Consider the following 19,731-nt stretch of genomic DNA (forward strand, 5'->3'; position numbering starts at 1 on the left):
GCTCTTTAAAAAAATGTCACCCGTTAATCGAAACAATCGATTCGTAACTTTGATTGTAATGGGATGCTGGGCGGTCATGATTTTACCTTTGCCGTTCAGAAAATTTTGTGAAAGGTGATCAAAATGGAAAAAGTAAAGTGGGGAATTATGAGTGCAGCTAATATTGCTTACGAGCAGCTTCTTCCTGCCCTGAGACAATCCTCTCGTTCCGAAGTTGTAGCGATTGCGAGCAGAAGCAAAGAAAAAGTCGCCCGATTCAATATTCCAAAGGTTTATAGTGATTACGATCAATTGTTAGAAGATGAATCGATAGATGTAGTTTATATTCCTCTTCCAAATGCCCTGCACGCCGAATGGGCAATAAAAGCTGCACAGAAGGGAAAGCATATTTTAGTAGAAAAGCCTGCAGCTGTTAGTACGAAAGAATTATTGAAGGTAAAGGAAGCTGTAGAGCAAAACAACGTAATTTTTATGGAAGCCTTTATGTATCAATTCCATAAACAACATGCACGTGTAAAGGATTTATTGGCTTCGGGGATGATCGGAAGCATATTGCATGTAAAATCACATTTTTCTTGGAGTTTGCAAGACCGGGATGATATTCGTTTAAACCCCGCATTAGGCGGAGGAGCTATGTGGGATGTCGGGTGTTACGGAGTTCATGCGATGAGCCAGATCATCGGAATAAAACCAGAGAAAGTTGTTATGTTGGGGGAAGTTGACCCTGAACATAAAGTGGATATGTTATCAACTTGTATCTTTGTAGATGAGTTTGGAAGAACAGCCGAAATTACCGCCAGCATGAAGCTGCCATTTATTAATCGGTATGAAATTATAGGAGAGCGCGGAACCATTTTAGTAGATTCCTCTTTTCGGCCTGATGTGTCATCAGATCAAAAGGGCAAAGTAATTGTAAAAGATGACAATAACGAAATAATACTGTTTGAAACATATAAAGATAATCAGTATTTCAATCAAGTGGAGCATGTAAATGATTGCATTATCAACGGAAAACAACCAGTTTATGGAATCCGAAATTCTATTCAAGTTATTCATTATATAGAAAAAGGTTATGAATCTTTGCGCAATCAATCCGTAGTAGCAAGTCTAAATAAATTTTAGGAAGGTAATGAAAATGAACAGAAAAATTCGCTGTGCAGTGATCGGGCTAGGACGTCTTGGATATTGGCATGCCGTAAACGTTAAGACAAAAATCCAATCCGCCGAACTAGTATACATTTGTGATAGAAATGAAGAGCTTGCCAAAAAAGTTTCCATAGAATTAGATGTTCCTAACTTCACTACAAATCCAAGTGATATTTTTTCCAATGATCGGATTGAGGCTGTTATCATTGCTTCTCCTACGAGTACGCATTTTGAACTGTTGAAGGAAGCAGCTTTTAGCAATAAAGCAGTTTTTGTTGAAAAACCGCTTGTCAGCAATTTAGACGAAGCGAAAGAAATTTTTGAAATAATGAAGCGGCATAACACAATTTGTCAGGTCGGCTTTATGAGACGGTTCGATCCAGCGTACGCTGAAGCCAAAAAAAGAATTTTAAGAGGAGATATCGGAAAACCAATTTATTTTCGGGGAATTTCCCGCGATCCAGCATCGCCTCCTGAAGAATTTATAAAAAATAGCGGCGGTATATTTATTGATATGGCCATTCATGATTTTGACATTGCAAGGTATTTAATGGAATCAGACGTTGAAGCAGTATCAGCTCACGGCAAAGTTTTAAAATATCCGTTTATGTCCAAATATCAAGATGTGGATCAATCTCTCTGTTATTTAGAATTTGAATCGGGAGCCGTTGGTGACGTTGAATCCAGCAGAAATGCCCATTATGGCTATGATATACGTGCGGAAGTAATAGGTACGGAAGGAACTATTTTTATTGGCGGCTTGCGTCAACATAACATTCAAGTTTTGACCAGTTCTGGCGCAGTTCATGATATTGTTCAAGATTTTCCGACTAGATTTAAAGACGCCTATTATCTCGAGCTGGAAGACTTTTTCAATGCTTTACTAGAGGGGTATCAACCTAAAGTAACTGTTGAAGATGGAGTAAAAGCTCAAGAAATTGCTGTTGCGGCACAAGAATCGTTTTTTAAGCAAGAAAAAGTTTCCTTGAAAACATCTAAAATATTATGATTTTGTCTTCAGAATAGCTGTTGATTCTCTTAATAGATTAGTTCCTATACGCAGAGAAAGGAGGAAAAAACATTGGCTAGTGCTGAAGGAAGCTTACTGGTGATGAAGGGCATTAAAAAAAGCTTTTCAAATAATCATGTTTTGAAGGGCATTGATTTTGAAGTGAAACCTGGGGAAGTTCATGTGCTGTTAGGTGAAAATGGGGCTGGTAAATCAACGTTGATTAAAATTTTGACGGGAGCCTATCAAAAAGATGAAGGAGAAATTTATTGGGAAGGCCAGCCGGTTCAAATCAGCTCACCTTTGGATGCCATGCAGCTTGGAATAGCAACGATATACCAAGAACTAAACGTGATTCCAGAGCTGAAAGTCTATGAAAATATATTTTTAGGCCGGGAAATTAAAGGGAATGGAAAATTTTCATTTATCAACCACAAACAAATGAAAGAAAGCGCGAAGCAATTTTTGCAGATGCTTGGACAAGATCCAGCTATTGCAGAGCAGCCGCTCGGTTACTTAGGAATAGGTCAGCAGCAGCTAGTCGAAATTGCGAAAGCTCTTACTTTAGATGCGAAATTAATTATCATGGACGAACCAACAGCGAGTTTGAGCCAGTCGGAGGTAGAACAGTTATATAAAACGGTCGAACAATTAAAAGAAAAAGGAATTGCTATCATATTTATTTCTCATAGACTTGAAGAAATTAAACGAATTGGCGATCGAATCACTATTTTAAGAGACGGCTTTAAAATCGATACACTTCCAGTAAAGACAACGAGCACGGATCATTGGATTGAACTGATGGTAGGTAGAACTCTTGAAGAAAAATATCCAAAACAAACCTTTACGTTAGGGGAAGAAGGCTTTAGAGTCGAAGATTTAAAAGTTAGCGGCTTTAAAGAACCTGTCAGCTTTAGTATTCGCCGCGGCGAAATTGTCGGTATTTCCGGACTTGTTGGTGCCGGCAGAACGGAGCTGGCAAGAGCCATTTTTGGTGCAGATAAAAAGGAAAAAGGGAAGATCTATGTTGACGGAAAATTAGTCGACATTAAATCACCTAGGGACGCCATCTCTGCCGGAATAGCCTTTATTACAGAGGATAGAAAAAGTGAAGGTTTGCTGCTGGATCAGCCGTTATACATGAACATTGTCCTTGCTAATATGGATAACTTTAGAAAAAAGAGCAAATTAATAGATTTGAAAAAAATCAAGCAGGGAGCCATGGACTATGTAAAAGAATTGAAAATCCGCCCGGGAAATATTGAACTGAATGCAAGAAAGCTGAGCGGAGGAAACCAGCAAAAAGTCGTTATAGCCAAATGGCTTTGTACAAAAGCGAAAGTCTTTATATTTGATGAACCGACACGTGGTATCGACGTTGGCGCTAAAGTGGAAGTATATCGGTTGATGAATCAATTAGTTGAAAATGGAGCCATCGTTTTAATGATTTCATCTGATTTGCCAGAAATTTTAGGAATGTGCGATCGCGTACTGGTGATGTCTGAAGGAAAAATAACAGCAGACTTTCCTATAAATGAAGCTTCGCAAGAGAAGATTATGAAAGCGGCTACAGGAGGGAGTAATTGATGAGAGAGTTAGCGGTGAACAGCTCGGAAACGAATGTTGAAAAGAAATCTGTCAAGCATTACCTTAGTAAGTTTGGCGCTCTGATCGGGCTTATCATTTTATGTACAGTTCTCACGATTCTATCGGATAAGTTTTTAACCATCAATAACATCATGAATATCGCCAGACAGTCATCCATTAATGCATTGTTGGCTTTAGGAATGCTCTTGCCGATTTTGACTGCAGGTATCGACTTATCGGTCGGATCCATTTTAGCTATTTCAATCATGTTAATGGGGATTGTTTCCGTTAATATGGGCATGCATCCCATTTTAGGAATTCTTGTTTGCTTATTAGTAGGATGTTTTTTTGGGTGGCTAAACGGAATATTGCTGACAAAGCTTAAATTGCCTCATCCGTTTATTTCTACTCTTGGAACAATGAACATAGCACGTGGTTTAGCGTTGATTGTAACAGCAGCTGCACCTATTGCCGGCTTCCCATATTTAATTCAATTTTTGGGGAGAGAATTTGTCGGTCCAATTCCTGTGAGTTTTTTGCTAGTTATCGTGATGTATATCATTTTCCATATATTTTTAACTAGAACAAAAACCGGAAGATATATTTATGCAATTGGAGGAAATAAAGAAGCAGCTCATTTATCCGGAATCAATGTTGATCGTGTTCTTGTCATTGTTTATACGATCAGTGGTTTTATGGCATCGCTGGCAGGATTAGTTATGGTAGGAAGAGTAAATTCTGCCTTCCCGCTAGCAGGTTTATCATATGAATTGGATGCTATTGCAGCGGTAATTATTGGCGGAGCAAGCTTTTTTGGTGGAGTTGGAACAGTTTGGGGAACTCTGATAGGAGCTTTAATTATTGCTGTGTTGAGAAATGGCCTTAACTTATTGAATGTTTCAGCCGATTTTCAAATGGCAGTCATAGGATTTGTTATTATAGCGGCTGTTTATGTAGATGTGATTAGACAGAGAAAAAGCAAGAAAGACTAACTTTTTCAAAAATAGTGTTAATATTTAAAATTTATTTATAAATTCAAGGGGGATGATTTTATGAAAAAATGGGTGAAATCTTTAGGTGTTGTAGCAATGGCTGCTAGCATGATTATTGCATCCGGATGTGGGGGTGAAAAATCTTCAGGGGGAAGTAGTGAGAAAGAAGGCAACGATTTAGAAGGAAAAACAATATCAGTCGTTTTAAAAACGTTAAGCAGCCCATATTGGAAATATGTAGAGGCTGGTGCGAAAGCAGCTGGAAAAGAATTGGGTGTTGAAGTAAATGTTGTAGGACCAGCTTCAGAGTCTCAAGTGATCGAACAAGTAAATATGATTGAGGACCAAATCAATCAATCGCCGGGGGCATTAGTTGTTTCGCCAACTCAGCCTTCAACTGTTGTTCCTTCACTAGAACAGGCTACACAACAGGGCATTCCTGTATTGCTCATTGATACAGACGCAGAACTGAAAGATAAAACAACATTTATTGGAACAGAAAACTTCACAGCTGGTCAGGAAGCTGGAAAATTGCTTGCATCAATGTTGAATAAAGGGGATGAAGTAGCTCTTATTAGCGGTGCTCTTGGGAACACTGCAACAGATGAGCGTATAAAAGGAGCCAAAAAAGCTTTAGAAGATGCTGGGATGAAAGTAGTAGCTGAACAACCGGCAGATAGTGATAAATCAAAAGCGATGTCAGTAATGGAGAATATATTACAGAACAATAAAAATATTAAAGGTGTATTTGCTGCAAACGATGATATGGCACTTGGAGTGCTCCGGGCAGTTGAAGCTAAAGGAATGAAAATCCCGGTCATTGGCACAGACGGTACAGTTGAAGCTGTTGAATCGATTATAGCCGGAAAATTAGCCGGAACAATTGCTCAAAGCCCTTATGACATGGGATATTTAGGAGTTGAAAATGCAATTAAAGCTATAAAAGGTGAAAAAGTTGAAAAAAGAATTGACAGCGGCATTGATGTCATCACAAAAGAAAATGCGCAAGAAAAATTAGAATTCTTGAAAAGCATTACGAAAGAATAAATTTTTGTTAACTGATGAAAAGATGGTTGTTCGCAACAACAAGTCTGTCGGACACGTAAAAGCATTAAATAGCTCGAGCTTCTTTAGCTCGAGCTCATTAATATAATGATCCTTTATTTACTTAAATAAAAAACTTTTAATGATGAGCAAGCAGATTTCATCATGCCAAATGATGGTCATTTTCTTGGTGAAAATGGAGGAGATCGGAACATGATAAACATTGGAATTATTGGAGCAGGGAGAATCGGGCGGCTGCATGCAGAAAACATGCAGCATATACCAAATGTAAAGATTAAAGGAATATCGGATGTAATGATTGCTCAAATGGAAGATTGGGCAAAAGAAAAGAACATTTCAATAGTTACGGATAATTATGAGGATCTTTTACGTGATCCGGAAATCCATGCCATTTTTGTTTGCTCTCCAACTACTACGCATGCCGAAATTATTAAAAAGGCTGCGGCGGCCGGTAAGCATATCTTTTGTGAAAAACCGGTTAGTTTTTCAGTTGAAGAAACAGTAGAGGTAATTAATGAAGTTGAAAAGGCTGGCGTCAAATTTCAAGTAGGATTTAACAGACGCTTTGATCCGAATTTTAAAAGGCTACACGATCTTGTTCAACAAGGACAAATTGGAACACCTCATATTTTAAAAATTACTTCAAGGGATCCAAAACCGCCAACCATTGATTACGTGCGGACTTCAGGCGGTTTATTTATGGATATGATGATCCACGATTTCGATATGGCTCGTTATATTGTAAACAGTGAAGTAGTTGAAGTTTTTGCTCAAGGAGCCGTTTTAATAGATTCAGAAATTGGCAAAGCCGGTGATATCGACACGGCAGTTGTAACACTAAAATTTGAAAATGGTGCATTAGGTGTCATTGATAATAGCAGACAGGCCGTTTATGGATATGATCAGAGAGTAGAAATTTTTGGAGATAAAGGGGCGGCAACTGCTGATAATTGCCGGCCGACAACAGTTGAATTATCAACATCTGACCATGTTGTGAAGGATAAACCGCTCTATTTCTTTCTTGAACGTTATTCTGAAGCCTATATTGAAGAAGTTAAGCAATTTGTTCATGCTTGCATGGATAATGAATCTGTTTTGTGCAGTGGATTTGATGGTTTGCAAGCACAAAGAATTGCCAAAGCTGCGCAAGAGTCATTTGAAAAAGGAGTACCGGTGAAAGTCGAGTTTTAACAAACCATTTAAGAAAAAAATTCGTTGTTTTTCATTGAAGATCTTGTATAGAAAACGTAATAGCAAGTACAGATTTTCCCCAGAAAATAGTCGGTATAGGAAAAGGATGATGAATAAATGCCTTTAGTGACAATGCGAGAGATATTCGCAAGTGCGGAAGAGGACAATTTTGGAATCGGCGCATTTAGTGTTGCAAATATGGAAATGGTTATGGGGGCGATCCAAGCGGCAGAGGAATTACGATCGCCCATTATATTGCAAATTGCCGAAGTTCGTTTGAAGCATTCTCCGCTTCATTTAATCGGCCCATTAATGGTTGAAGCTGCGAAACAATCTGTTGTCCCAGTAGCAGTTCATTTTGATCACGGTTTAACTTATGAAAAAATCAAGCAGGCACTTGATATCGGCTTTACATCTGTCATGTATGATGGATCACATTTACCTTTAAAAGAAAATATAGAAAAGACAAAAGAAATTGTTAAACTGGCGAACTTCTACGGTGCAACCGTTGAAGCTGAGATTGGAAGAGTCGGAGGAAGCGAAGATGGGTCAGAAGATATCGAAATAACTATTACAGGGGTTGAAGAAGCTGAGAAATTTGCGGAAGAAACAAAAGTAGATGCATTAGCAATTGCAATCGGGAACGCCCACGGCGTATATAAAGGTGAACCAAATTTGCGGTTTGACCGTTTGAAGGAAATTGATGAGCGAGTTGAAATACCGCTTGTATTGCACGGTGGATCGGGAATCGAAGAGAATGATTTTAAAGAATGCATTAAGTTAGGAATTAGAAAAATTAATGTTGCTACTTCAACCTTCAACAATGTTATCAATCATATAAATAAAAATGTCCAATCTTCTTGCTATACAGATTATTTTGTGTTTCATCAAGATGTTATCCGTGCCGCATATGAAAATGTCAAATACCATATTGAGATTTTCGGAAGCTCCAATCGAATAGAAAAATTGATGCAAAAAATATAGTTTTCTGTACGCTTATTCCCAAAAGATTTATTCCTGCCGGGGAATCGAAAAGCTCATCCAAGAAAATATGGAGAAACTGGCAAATTTTCTTTACCCATGCTGAAAACAGTCACAGGATATGGCGGTGAAGAAAACTATATGCAGTTGGTGTTGAGAAAGAGCCTCGATTTGATTTTCTGATTTCTTATGGCACCTACGTACAAGAACAACACACAAATACAAAAAGACATCAAAATTGCGAAAAACTGGACGTATTGTGAGCAAGATAATTGTTTTATCTGCCCAAATGGAAGAAGAGTTGCGTTTAAAAAATACCAAAACAAAAAGGACCCGTCTGGTTATGAGCAAAGCTTCAAAATCTTGAATGTGAAGACTGTAGTCATTGCCCTCTAAAATCAAAATGCACGAAAGTGAAAGGGAACTGTAAAATTATTACAATAAAAGGATATGTAGGGTGCATGTAATAAAATTTGACCACTTTTTTGAGAACTGGTCTATAGAATAAGTGAGGACTACTTCCTTACTAAGAAGAAAGGAGGTAGTCCTTTTTTGTAGTCAAATTTCCTATCGAGAAGTACTGTTAGAAGGATTGAAAATTTAACTAAATTTGATGATCTAATCAATGCATTACACAAACTTCTTTGTTCATCCTTCGTACAAAATTCCAATAACATAATAAGTTTTTTTAAAACTTCACTTTCCTTTGCATAATTGTATTTCAATCAATCCATATTATCTAAAGAATGGTGATATATGAATTTTGTTAGGAGGTTTATTATGGGAATTTTAAGCGGTAATCCAAAAGAAGAGCCAATGCACTACGGAGAAATATTTGGCGTATGGTCGTATTTACAAACGGCTAAAGGATTTGTTGCAGGATATCAAACATTGCTCAACCACACAGGCGATAAGGATTTAAAACGTTTTATAGAGGATAGCATCGAAAACGTTTTAAAACCGGAAATACAAGAAATAGAAAACTTGTTAAAAGAAAATGGAATAGCACTTCCGCCATCACCCCCAGAACGGCCAAAAGCATGTTTGGAAGATATTCCAGTTGGTGCGAGATTTGCCGACCCGGAAATAGCTGCAATGCTTAGCAAAGATATTTCTGCTGGTTTAGTGGCATGCAGTACAATTATAGGAGAGTGCATCAGGGAAGATATTGCTTTAATGTTTGGTCAATTTCACGTAAAAAAAGCGCAATATGGTGCTAAATTGCTTAGAATAAACAAAGAAAAAGGCTGGCTAGTTCCACCGCCGCTCAACGTGAAAAGTTCGGATTGCTAAATATGGAAAAGCTTGCGATGCCGCAAGCTTTTACTTTTTAAAAATCGTCTTTTGTATGCCAACCATTCATCACGTTTGTGGAATAACAGTAAATCCCCAATCCCTGCCTTAAAACATTTGATAATAGCTCCCCTTCTTTTATAGAAGATATATACCTTGTAATTGCATTCATTTCTCTTTTTTTACCATCTATTTTTTCTTTAACGCACTCGTTTATTGAATTGAATAGGTTTAAAAATGACGCCCTAAACGGCTTCTATATCTAAAGAATAATTGTTCTTTTGATGGACATATTAAATGTTAACAATTATTAAAAGGAGGTGAAAACCATGTTAAAAAAAATTCTCCATTCATTTTGCGCTCTATCAGTTGCGTTGATGCTTTTTGGGATAGTTGTCTACGCTGAAAATGACAGCATAGACGTCAATAACAACACAAACAAAATTACTCAAATGGCTCAAAATACAGATGTTGATAATAGTGATGATAATGAAGATACAGATTGGGGATGGATTGGTTTAGTTGGTCTTGCAGGACTGTTAGGGTTAAGAAGAAATGACAGAAGAGATTAGACCCAATATATTTATTACTCAACTTTCGCACACAGAAATATTTAAGCATTGCTTGATATAATTAGGTATAGTGGCCAACCATTTATTCATTTGATTTTTAAAGATGTCCATGTTCAAAGAAACCTCGGCTTCCGCCAAAGTTTGGAAAAGGTCAATAAGTGATTGAAGGGCAGTAATAAAATCTATGTCTTTTACATCTTCGCAAAGGATGTAAAAAAGGTTGCCAATCGTCTTAGGATCCTCCTCTTTTCGCATTTGCCAAGCAATGAGAATATATCGTGTAAAAACAATGGTTGTATGGCTAATTAACATGTCGTAGGAACGTCCCTGGAATTCTTTCTCTAAATTTAAAAGGGATTTATTGCATTTGAAGAAGACTTCAATGTCCCAACGCATGCCGTAAATACGAATGATCTCTTCATTTTCTAATGTTGTATCTGTGCTGAGAATGGCAAGCCATTCGCTCCGTTTATTACGGTTTCGTACAAATAGAATTTTTACTGGAATTCCATTGTCTAAAGTAGCATAAACGGATCCGCGAATGTCTTTTTTACCCATGTGAGGTTTTGCCAATTTGTAAAGTTGATTCAGTGTGAAACGTTCACCATTGTAAACGTATCGCTGCTTTAATTGCTTCACCAAGCCAATGACAAATAACCCTTTGTTCGTAATCTTCTCAATTAAAGGCGCTTGTGTAAACCAGGAATCCATGAGAACATAGTCAGCTATAATCCCTTTTTCAAGCGCATGATCAAGTAAAGCTGAAGCCACGTCCGGTTTTGATTTCAGAGCTTCCTGGCGACGCTTATAGCCAGATGTTCGTTTATCAATATTGGTATTGATTTCTTGCAGGCGATTTTCCTTTTTCGGTGAACTTAGAAGAGCAAAATCAACGGGAATAAAAGTAAAACTATCGGTCCAGCCAAGGGTAAGCATTTGAAACCCTTTCAAGTACTGATGGGTAGAGTGATCAAAAACCTTAGCCAACAGTTCAACCGACTTACTACGGTTTCTTGAAAAGACAGAATCATCAATCACAAAAGCTGTGACACGATCTTTTGAAGTTAATGGTTGAAGCAGACGGATCATTTCACTGCTTAATGAAAGCAGAAACTTTCTCCAATGATAGGTTGGTGTATTTAAAAAGCGATAGACTGTATCCTTTCCGGGCAGATCCTGAGATCGTTTACTCATAAAAGCACGAAACCAGTTCTTATATTGGAAGACTAAAAGAAAAATCAGTTTGAAAACAGTAAGACAAGAATACCCGGAAAGTTTCGTAATATTCGCTTTTCTTAAATGATATCCAATATTTAATTCGGAAAATCCTTGTTTAATTTCTTTTGGTAATTGCGCAAAGTAGTCTTTATTCGTTATCATAGTGGTGACACCTTTCTTTTGGATTTGGTTTCGTCACCAATATTTTACCAAAAGAATAGGTGTCTTTCTTTATGTTTTAAAAAATGTCAAATGATAATTTTGTACTTCCCAAAACCATTTACATCAAGCATTTAAACAAGATTTTGGACTGCGAAAGCTGAGTATTTAATAAATGTTATTTCATTTCTTATTTTTTTGATTTTTTTTATATTTCTTGATAGTAACCATTACTTATTCTTCTATGTATGGATTTTTTTCGGGCAATGAATTTAATATTTTCGTTAATAAATTTTTACTAAATTCCAATTACGAGGAATATAACATTCCCTTAAAAAATAAGAAAAGACCAAATAGCTAAAAAAACCAATTGATCTTTTGTGTATAAATTTTACAAAACAAAGAAGAAGTAAACACAAGAAAGCGCAAAAGACATAGGGGAACAATGTCAGAAGGATCTAAGGTGTTATGATTTATCCTGACACTATTTATCAGTAAATCCCTTCTTTTTAAAAAGAAATTTGTTAACTATTTCTAGTCAATCTGGTTTTCTTTGATTCATATATGAATCCATTATACTTATAATTAATAATCGTTATTAATTATTTTTACAAGTGCATTATCATTAGTAGATACAAGACCTATAATTTGAAATAGATCCGTTTATTTCCATTCTCGTCTATGAAGACAATATTAAAATTCCTTTCCCTTCTTTCCTTAAGTTCCTTCCTTATAAAATTTAGAGGTATAAACCAACTCACAGAGCCGTAGAAATAAATAAAACTGTAGTTCCCCCATAAATCAGGTTGTCGGTGAACAAATAAATTAACAATCCAGCGAATGGACCAGTTATGTTAAACAAAGTAAGAGCTATCATATTCCAAATTCTATCGTTTTGATTTTTTGCCAAGATTACAACATGATCGTATAGAAATAAGTAGAATCGGTGAAATAAAACGCCACTGCTAATAAACACTGCAGCAAATGATAAAAAATAGGAAGCTGGGGTAAATTTTAAGGTAATATAATTGATTGGATAAAACATTACGGAACAAATAAAACAAAAAATAATTGACCACACCACATAAACAGTACAGAAATAAAGCGTTTATTTGAATTAATTTTTTCTTGTACATTTACTGAATTGTATTCTTCTGCATTTTGCAATTTGAATCACCTCTCTTTATTACATCTAACTTAGAATTTAGTCAATGGAACCGGATCTTTACAGATTCTCGATTAACAGCAGCGTTAGTGGACAGGCTAATTCATCACGCCCATATCATCTCTTTTCATGGCGAGAGCTATAGACTGTCCCACGCATTGTCGAAAAGGAATTAAATGGGTGGCAAACCTCTGCATTTTTAATTGCATTTCTCTGCACTTTTCTATTGCAAAATACATTATATGACTCTAAATTATTAATATTTTTATTATAATTTTGTCATTTCTTCAATAACAAAGAGTAGAAATAGTCAGTATAATGAAATTAGAGAGGGGAATATGTATGTTTAAAGCTACTCATCCTGTCACTTGAGGAGGCTTTCGAACAAAACACATAAGTCCAGCAATGAAATAAAAGATACCAGGAATAATACCAATCCCCGCTGTAATAATTGCAACCAAGACAGCTGTCACAATGAAGATAGTACCAGCTCCTTTTGGGCGTTTATTCCCTTTAATCGTGAAAATTGCTATAATACCTAATATGATCGCAAGAATGGATGCGATTATAAACATTGTTCCCCCTGTGCTCATTATCTTAACCACTGTTTCCAAATCATCCGCCCCATTGCTTGAAAATTCTTTAAGAAATTCTTCGTTATTTCGTAGAAAGAACATAAGCCCACCTAAAGCTATCACTAGTCCGTACGACAAAATCCCTAAAATAGCCAATATTACCTCTACTATTCTTTTCATTGATACTTTATCTCCCTTACTATTTACAAAATGTTATCCAACAAGTTACTAAAAATGCTACTCAACACTACAATAGAATATGTTATATAAAATACGTGAAGATCATGAATACAAGCATTGACATCATATCAAGGTTTACCGATTTGAACCTAAATTATTTTATATGCTAATATCCCTTTTTTGAAAAAAGGTAAATGTTATCAACAAGAATATAGTGTAGTACACCGCCAAAATGATTAAGGACATTGGCAATGTTACGTCTTGGAGTATTTTTTCTTGTAGAGCATAAACTGTTAGATCCAAGTGTGGAAAGATTAAAAATTTTGCCCAGGTATATTTTTCTGCTAATAACACAATCATACCGCCAATAGTTGAGGATAGGAACAAAACAAATATTCCGATACCCACGGCCAATGCTTGGCTTTTAAACAAGGTAGATAACATGAAAGCAATCGTTATGATAATCAATAGACTTGGAATATAATACATGACCTTTAAAAAGAATTGTGTCCCCACAACAGCTAACTTTTGTTGGCCATCAAGAGTGGTTTCAAAGATTTTTGCGTTAAAATCCCCGCTCCCGAAAAGAATCAAGCCTACAATATATCCTGATATAATAAGAACAATCAATAACACTATAGAATAGAGTAATACTGAGATATACTTAGACAGAAGGATGACCCATCTTTGATGGGGTCTAATTAATAGCTGTTTGATTGTCCCTTCGGCAAATTCTGATGATACACTTGCACTGCCTACAATAACTGCAAACAGAGTGACCAACATTGTCATGCCTATCACAGTTCCATTCATAAAATGCCAATTACTTACTGCATTTGGATTTATATTTTCATCAAGATAGCGTTGCTTTTGCTCTATTTGCTCCATAATCCATTCCTTATCTTCATTTGGAGCAGCTTCCAAATCCTTTTTTAATTGGTTCAATTCGGTTTGAGTTTCCTCGCGCCAATTATCGCTCGGTTCCCCATATATTTTTTGTTGAATGATGCCTCCAATGACTACAGCTAAAATCAGAATCAAGATGTATATCCAACTAGCCTTTTTCGCAAAAATCTTCACCATCTCATTTTTAATTAGAGAAAACACTAGTCTTTACCCTCCTACTTACCTTTGCCGGTTAATTCTAAGAAACGATCCTCAAGCGTTGTAGTTACTAGATTGATTCTATATACATTGACATTATTCTTCACTAATAGCTGATTAACTACTGCAATTGTCTCTTTGTCTATGTTAATTGAAAACTGTTGGTCACCTACTATTTTTAATTCATCGGTCAACTTATTTTCTTGGAGAAGCTGAACTGCTGTTTCTACATCACTAACCTCAAACACCACATTTTGTAATGATTGATCTTGTTCATTATGTAAGTCCATAGAAGAAACATGAATTAGTTTTCCTTGTTTAATAATGGCAAATCGGTCACACATTAATTGCATTTCTGATAATAAATGAGAGGATACGATAACAGAGATTCCCTCTTTCGTTAAAGAGCGCAAATAATCCCTGAATTCTCTAATCCCCTGAGGATCAAGTCCATTTGTTGGTTCATCCAGTATTAATAAAGATGGATTATGCAATAAAGCTTGTGCTAATCCTAATCGTTGCCGCATTCCAAGTGAATATGTCTTTACCTTTTGGTGAATAACTTGTTCAAGACCTACTACCCTTATTACTTCTTGAATACGTTCCTCAGTGACTTTGTGTCTTGCCATGTTTGCATAGTGCTTTAGATTTTTATATCCGTTCATATATTTATAGAATTCTGGATTCTCTACAATCGCTCCAATTTCACTCATTGCTTCTTTAAATTGCTCATCTAAATTGTAGCCATTCACATACACACTGCCCTTCGTGCGCCCTATCAAGCCCACGATCATCCGTATAATCGTCGTTTTTCCGGCACCATTAGGGCCAAGCAACCCAAATATTTCACCTTTTTCAACGGCGAAACTAACATCATCGACAATCACTTTATTTTTTACTTTTTTCGTTAAAGATCGAACTTCTAGGGCTTTTACTGCCATGTACTCTCTCCCTCTTTCTGCAAATTCCATACTATCAGTCACGATTTTTGACTCTAAAAGGTTACTTACTATTAAATTCTGAAGCATTCATGTTTCACATATCTTCCAATAATTTAAAAGAAGGTTTTAACAAAAGGAGCTACTTTAGATGTTTAAATAGCCTAGAGAAGCAAGCTCATTCCTTTTCTTTAGCTTCACGCATCTTACTAAGTAATAAAAGTAATAAAGGTAATAAAGGTACAACGATAAGTCTAATCATAAACACTTGCGTTTCTCCATGTCTCAAATCGGAGAAATACCCCCACACAATGGATATAATTAGTCCAAAATTATCGGCGGTAGTGCCGATTTCAAAAATACCCTCTCCTTTCCTAATGATTTACCAGTTCTCTAACTAGAGGTAGTACCCATAACGGAGTGACATCTCTTTCCATATCCCCCTTACTAAATTATATTAAACTAAAATTTAATTTTATTCAATTTTTTTTGAACAAAAATAAAATTTATATACCGAATTCATCCTTAGTTTTATTACTTTCTGTACCTTATATCCATTTAAATAAAGACACCTATAAAGCTATTAAGTGTCAGTTATCAACCGGCTTTAATTATGAAGTTAACAAGGCAGTTGTCTGAGATTACTTTATAAAACCTCATATGATTTCAATGGTTGTCCTTATTTGCATACCATTGATAATAACGAATTGCTATATCATTAGGAATATCTGAAATTTTCAATACTTGAATTGATTTAGAACGTGTTGAAATTTCGAGACATTCGCTGTAATAGTGATTCCGTCACTTTTAACTCTTAAATTTCATTCGGGTTGTTATAAATAATTTTGTAGAAAAAGATCCAGTTTGAATTTGGATAAAGGAACAACATAGATTGTAGCAACTATACAAACCATTTAATAGTTGTGAAGTATTAATAAGAACAAACAAAGCCACTTATATATACCAGAAATTTGGCCAGAAGTAGAAATTAATCGCTGCAGCTATGATCCAAATATAGCTAGTAATACCGGACGATTTAAAAAAATTTGACAAATTTAATCCAAACACAAGTATACAAATTTCTACAAATCGATTTTATTAACAATAAGGTCGTTTAAAAATGAAGTGTACTACGGATATTTTTCTGGAAGCTTCGTTCCTTCTATAAAGTTGTATCATTTTGTTTATTCTGCACACCATAAACAGGTAATAATAGGAAAATAAAGTTGTTAAAAATATGATTTATCCAGCTTGATCTTCGTTTTTTCTGTTTGTTAAAGACGTTGGTGTTTAATAGATATTAATTAAAAAATAGGGCGCCCTTGTTCAAAACACATTAATATTGAATTTACACTTAACATTATAGAAAAAGTATATTTTTTATTAAATTATTTTACAAATTCAGATAATTTTTGTAAAAAATAAAATAAATGTAAAAACAATATAAAAACAGTAAAAAATCAGAACATTCTATAGACATTTTTTGTAATATATGTTATACCTAATTTCAACAATATTATATAAAATTGGAAATAAAGAGTAAAAATGGATACTTTTTTTTGAAAATCGTTGCTCAATTAAGTTCTAAAGCTGCGAAATGGGCTTGGGATAACAAAGATAAAGTGTTAAAGTGGATCAGAGGTGGTATGGCAATTGACTGGATCATTGATAAAATTAATAACATTGTTGGTTAATACTTAATGTATCATTTTATTACTACATCATATAGATTTTGTTCTAGTCCAATTGTTAGGTTGGGATAGGATAGGATAGGATAGGAGAATATTTCAGAATATTTCCTACTCTGTAAGAACCTGAAAGAAAGGGCTACTGCCCTTTCTTTCTTTAATAAGTAATATGCCTTAATTCCTCTTTTTGTTTAACACTAATTGCTCATTCTATTCTGCTCTACCCTAGTAATGTTTTGATCTCATTAAATCATCCTTTAAAAATATACAAGTTTTTGTTACTATCTTTATTTTTATAGATCCCTTGCTTTTATTTTATCTAGTTCTTTCTTTCTTTTCCTAGATAAAGATTCTCTCCCACTAACCCATCCTGATACAAGAAGCACTGTTCCTCCTAATAATGCAAGTATCGCTTCCCCAGATCTTACAGGAAATATATTATTCAGATATCCGTATACAAAAAATCCAATATAAAGCAAGGGTAATATTGCACCTAAGAGCACATGCCCTCTTTTAGAAATTAAATATTGAAAAACTAAAACTAAAACAGCTATCGAGAATTGTAAAATATGTTCCATTTTTATTCTCCCTTTTCCTTTTCCCTTTTGTATTTATCAATAATAATTTTTGCAACATCTAAACTTATACGCTCATCAATGACGAGATTTTTAATCATGTTTACAAATTCGACGTCTTCTTCCTTGCTATGCAATTCGATTTTTTTCATCAATCTGTCTAACATCGTACGTACAGTAGGATAAGATACTTTATAATCGCGCGCCATAGCTTTCAATGATCCAGAATTCAAAATAAACTTTCTTATAAACTCTAATGATTCTTTATCTAGAGATAGTACCCATGATGGAATTTCATCTCTTTCCATATAACCACCCCTTTTAATTATATTAATTCATTTTTTAATTTTATTCAATAATTTTTAAATAAAAATAAATTATATACCAATTTTTTAAACGATTAACATTCGGTATTTTTATATTCAGTGAACTATCCTCCACCTACGCTTCGTTTAGAAGGAAGACTTCTCGGATAATCTTATCTAACGATACGATATGGAGACAGAACTATCAAGCCGGTACCATGCTCTATATAGGATTATGCTAATAACCGCAATCTTTCCTTTTTGATGTTGAGTGCATTATCCCAATCTCTATCAGCTACAAAACCGCATTTGCATTGGAATGTACGTTCAAATGGGCAACGAATCTTTGACGCTACCACAACAAGAGGTTTGACAAAAATATAGCAAATTACTTTAAAACTCAACTTTCTCACAGTAAATTGGATTTCTAAGCCTTACGGTTAATGGGTTTGTTGGTTGTTTCGAATACTTCTTGACATAAAAATTTGCAAAAAAAACACCTCAACTTTTGGTATAGTTTAATTGTCCAGAAAAAACATTACCAAAAGCAGGTGAGGTGTCTCTTATTATGATAACGAATAACAGACTGAACAATCAACTACCAAAAGAAGTAAAAGCTATATTTGATGAACTTGAAATCTTAAAATATTTAAGGAAAGTGGGAATTAACAAGGGTTTCGGTTATTCCTGCGCCTATTTATTCCAGCTAGTTTTTAGTTTAGTTTTTGAAGGCAAAAATTTGTTTCGACTTCTTCAAAGTAAAAAAGCTAAAGATTTGCCGGAAAAAAACGCTATTTATCGCTTCTTAAATAACCCTCAATACAATTGGCGCAGGTTTTTACTTGTTTTGAGTACTTTCACCATTATGAAGGTAAGTAGTTTAACGAGACACGACCGTCCGAAAGTGCTGATCGTGGACGACTCATCTTATGAACGAAATCGCAGTAAAAAGGTTGAACTGCTTGCTCGCTGTTTCGATCATTCTTCTCAAAAAATGCGTTATTACAAAGGATTTCGTATGCTTACACTCGGCTGGTCAGATGGTGCTACATTTTTGCCTATTGATTTTGCTTTATTAAGCTCTACGAATTCCCAAATCAATGGGATTGATAACCGAATCGATAAGCGTACATCCGGTTATAAGCGGCGTGTCGAAGCTTTACAAAAAGCGCCGGAAGTTATTCCCAATATGATTAAACGGGCACTTTCTCAAGGAATCGATGCCTCATACGTTTTAATGGATACATGGTTTACCCAACAGCCTTTGATCAAGTCCATTGTGGATCAAGGGTTGGATGTTATTGGAATGGTGAAGGATACAAAACAAAGATATCAAGTGAACGGTGAATGGGTGAGCCTAAAAAAACTATACCAAACAGCTAAACCATCACAACATCAAAAGGGTATTTTGCGCTCTATTCACACAACGATGGCAAATGGCGTACCTGTTAAAGTGGTATTTGTCCGTAATCGTAATAAAAAGAGACAGTGGCTAGCTATTTTGAGTACAGACTGTACTTTATCGGATCAAGAAATCATTCGTATTTATGGGATACGTTGGGATATTGAAGTATTCTTCAAAACAGTCAAATCCTTATTGAAACTCCAAAAAGAGTTCCAAGGAAGATCTTATGATTCCATGATCAGCCATACCACTATTGTGTTTACAAGGTACATTGTTTTGTCTTGGCAAAACCGAGTAAGTACAGATTATCGAACATTAGGCGGCATTTTTTATGAACTTTGTGATGAAATCGATGAACTAGATTGGGCCTTTGCATTTCAACTACTCATTGAAATTCTTGAAGATGCACTTCAAAATGTAAATCAAAAGATTAAAAAATTCATCGAAAGTCAATTACGTAAATGGATTGTAGTTTTGCCTAATTATATCAAGGCTTATTTACCAAAATTGAGCTGCGAAAGTTGAGTTTATTAAAAATCAATAAATGTTTTTTTTTTTTTTTTTGATCTTTTTTAAATATTTT

Annotated in this window: 18 protein-coding genes and 1 pseudogene; 12 read left to right on the plus strand and 7 right to left on the minus strand. The window is 35.2% G+C overall.

The window, feature by feature from the left end:
- Positions 1–123: 123 nt before the first annotated feature.
- The 9 genes from NSQ41_RS02230 (at position 124) to NSQ41_RS02270 (ending at position 9,836) form a co-directional block, all read left to right on the plus strand.
- Entirely contained in the window at positions 124–1,122 is a 999-nt protein-coding gene (locus NSQ41_RS02230) for a Gfo/Idh/MocA family oxidoreductase (protein ID WP_339198506.1), read from the plus strand.
- Positions 1,123–1,135: 13 nt separating this feature from the next.
- Positions 1,136–2,155 (plus strand): inositol 2-dehydrogenase, encoded by a 1,020-nt coding sequence (iolG, locus tag NSQ41_RS02235; RefSeq protein WP_066248131.1) that lies wholly within the window; start codon positions 1,136–1,138, stop codon positions 2,153–2,155.
- Positions 2,156–2,257: 102 nt separating this feature from the next.
- Positions 2,258–3,742, plus strand: coding sequence for a sugar ABC transporter ATP-binding protein (locus NSQ41_RS02240; protein ID WP_063387651.1), 1,485 nt, complete (start codon positions 2,258–2,260; stop codon positions 3,740–3,742).
- Entirely contained in the window at positions 3,742–4,734 is a 993-nt protein-coding gene (locus NSQ41_RS02245; protein WP_063387628.1) for an ABC transporter permease, read from the plus strand. Before NSQ41_RS02240 ends, NSQ41_RS02245 begins: the two co-directional genes overlap by 1 nt.
- 60 nt (positions 4,735–4,794) lie before the next feature.
- Positions 4,795–5,781, plus strand: a complete 987-nt coding sequence (locus NSQ41_RS02250) for a sugar ABC transporter substrate-binding protein (protein WP_063387627.1) — start codon at positions 4,795–4,797, stop codon at positions 5,779–5,781.
- A gap of 210 nt (positions 5,782–5,991) precedes the next feature.
- Positions 5,992–6,990, plus strand: coding sequence for an inositol 2-dehydrogenase (iolG, locus tag NSQ41_RS02255; protein ID WP_063387650.1), 999 nt, complete (start codon positions 5,992–5,994; stop codon positions 6,988–6,990).
- A gap of 117 nt (positions 6,991–7,107) precedes the next feature.
- Complete coding sequence (locus tag NSQ41_RS02260; protein WP_063387626.1) at positions 7,108–7,974, plus strand: class II fructose-bisphosphate aldolase; 867 nt, start codon at positions 7,108–7,110, stop codon at positions 7,972–7,974.
- Between the two features lie 777 nt (positions 7,975–8,751).
- Positions 8,752–9,264, plus strand: coding sequence for a DUF3231 family protein (locus NSQ41_RS02265; protein ID WP_311066814.1), 513 nt, complete (start codon positions 8,752–8,754; stop codon positions 9,262–9,264).
- A gap of 329 nt (positions 9,265–9,593) precedes the next feature.
- Positions 9,594–9,836, plus strand: a complete 243-nt coding sequence (locus NSQ41_RS02270) for a WGxxGxxG family protein (RefSeq protein WP_339210894.1) — start codon at positions 9,594–9,596, stop codon at positions 9,834–9,836.
- A gap of 18 nt (positions 9,837–9,854) precedes the next feature.
- On the opposite strand, the gene NSQ41_RS02275 is transcribed toward NSQ41_RS02270, so the two are convergent.
- Positions 9,855–11,216 (minus strand): transposase, encoded by a 1,362-nt coding sequence (locus tag NSQ41_RS02275; protein WP_087960047.1) that lies wholly within the window; start codon positions 11,214–11,216, stop codon positions 9,855–9,857.
- Positions 11,217–12,392: 1,176 nt separating this feature from the next.
- Here NSQ41_RS02275 and NSQ41_RS02280 point away from each other — a divergent pair.
- Positions 12,393–12,554: pseudogene (locus NSQ41_RS02280) on the plus strand (ATP-binding protein); the annotation flags it as partial.
- A gap of 180 nt (positions 12,555–12,734) precedes the next feature.
- Here NSQ41_RS02280 and NSQ41_RS02285 read toward each other — a convergent pair.
- The 3 genes from NSQ41_RS02285 to NSQ41_RS02295 all read right to left on the minus strand — a co-directional run bounded on the left by NSQ41_RS02285 (position 12,735) and on the right by NSQ41_RS02295 (position 15,178).
- The gene (locus NSQ41_RS02285) at positions 12,735–13,133 is read right to left on the minus strand and encodes a DUF4064 domain-containing protein (RefSeq protein ID WP_339198518.1); all 399 of its coding nucleotides are present in this window, start codon (positions 13,131–13,133) and stop codon (positions 12,735–12,737) included.
- 159 nt (positions 13,134–13,292) lie between these two features.
- Positions 13,293–14,240: an ABC transporter permease subunit gene (locus tag NSQ41_RS02290; RefSeq protein ID WP_339198521.1), complete on the minus strand. Its 948-nt coding sequence runs from the start codon at positions 14,238–14,240 to the stop codon at positions 13,293–13,295.
- A 14-nt stretch (positions 14,241–14,254) separates the two neighbouring features.
- On the minus strand, positions 14,255–15,178 hold the full coding sequence (locus NSQ41_RS02295) for an ABC transporter ATP-binding protein (RefSeq protein WP_339198525.1): 924 nt from the start codon (positions 15,176–15,178) through the stop codon (positions 14,255–14,257).
- 1,556 nt (positions 15,179–16,734) lie between these two features.
- On the opposite strand from NSQ41_RS02295, the gene NSQ41_RS02300 reads away from it, so the two are divergent.
- Complete coding sequence (locus tag NSQ41_RS02300; RefSeq protein ID WP_339210895.1) at positions 16,735–16,869, plus strand: aureocin A53 family class IId bacteriocin; 135 nt, start codon at positions 16,735–16,737, stop codon at positions 16,867–16,869.
- 287 nt (positions 16,870–17,156) lie between these two features.
- On the opposite strand, the gene NSQ41_RS02305 is transcribed toward NSQ41_RS02300, so the two are convergent.
- The 3 genes from NSQ41_RS02305 to NSQ41_RS02315 form a co-directional block, all read right to left on the minus strand.
- Positions 17,157–17,441: a hypothetical protein gene (locus NSQ41_RS02305; protein WP_339198529.1), complete on the minus strand. Its 285-nt coding sequence runs from the start codon at positions 17,439–17,441 to the stop codon at positions 17,157–17,159.
- Positions 17,442–17,443: 2 nt separating this feature from the next.
- A complete protein-coding gene (locus tag NSQ41_RS02310; protein ID WP_339210897.1) occupies positions 17,444–17,746 on the minus strand; it encodes a DUF2089 family protein in 303 nt (100 codons plus the stop codon).
- Between the two features lie 230 nt (positions 17,747–17,976).
- Positions 17,977–18,156: a zinc ribbon domain-containing protein gene (locus NSQ41_RS02315; RefSeq protein WP_339198533.1), complete on the minus strand. Its 180-nt coding sequence runs from the start codon at positions 18,154–18,156 to the stop codon at positions 17,977–17,979.
- A gap of 155 nt (positions 18,157–18,311) precedes the next feature.
- Here NSQ41_RS02315 and NSQ41_RS02320 point away from each other — a divergent pair, with 155 nt between their 5' ends.
- Positions 18,312–19,673 (plus strand): transposase, encoded by a 1,362-nt coding sequence (locus NSQ41_RS02320; RefSeq protein WP_339210898.1) that lies wholly within the window; start codon positions 18,312–18,314, stop codon positions 19,671–19,673.
- Positions 19,674–19,731 lie beyond the last annotated feature (58 nt).

Source organism: Aeribacillus sp. FSL K6-8210 (assembly GCF_037963925.1).
Taxonomy (GTDB): Bacteria; Bacillota; Bacilli; order Bacillales; family Aeribacillaceae; genus Aeribacillus; species Aeribacillus composti.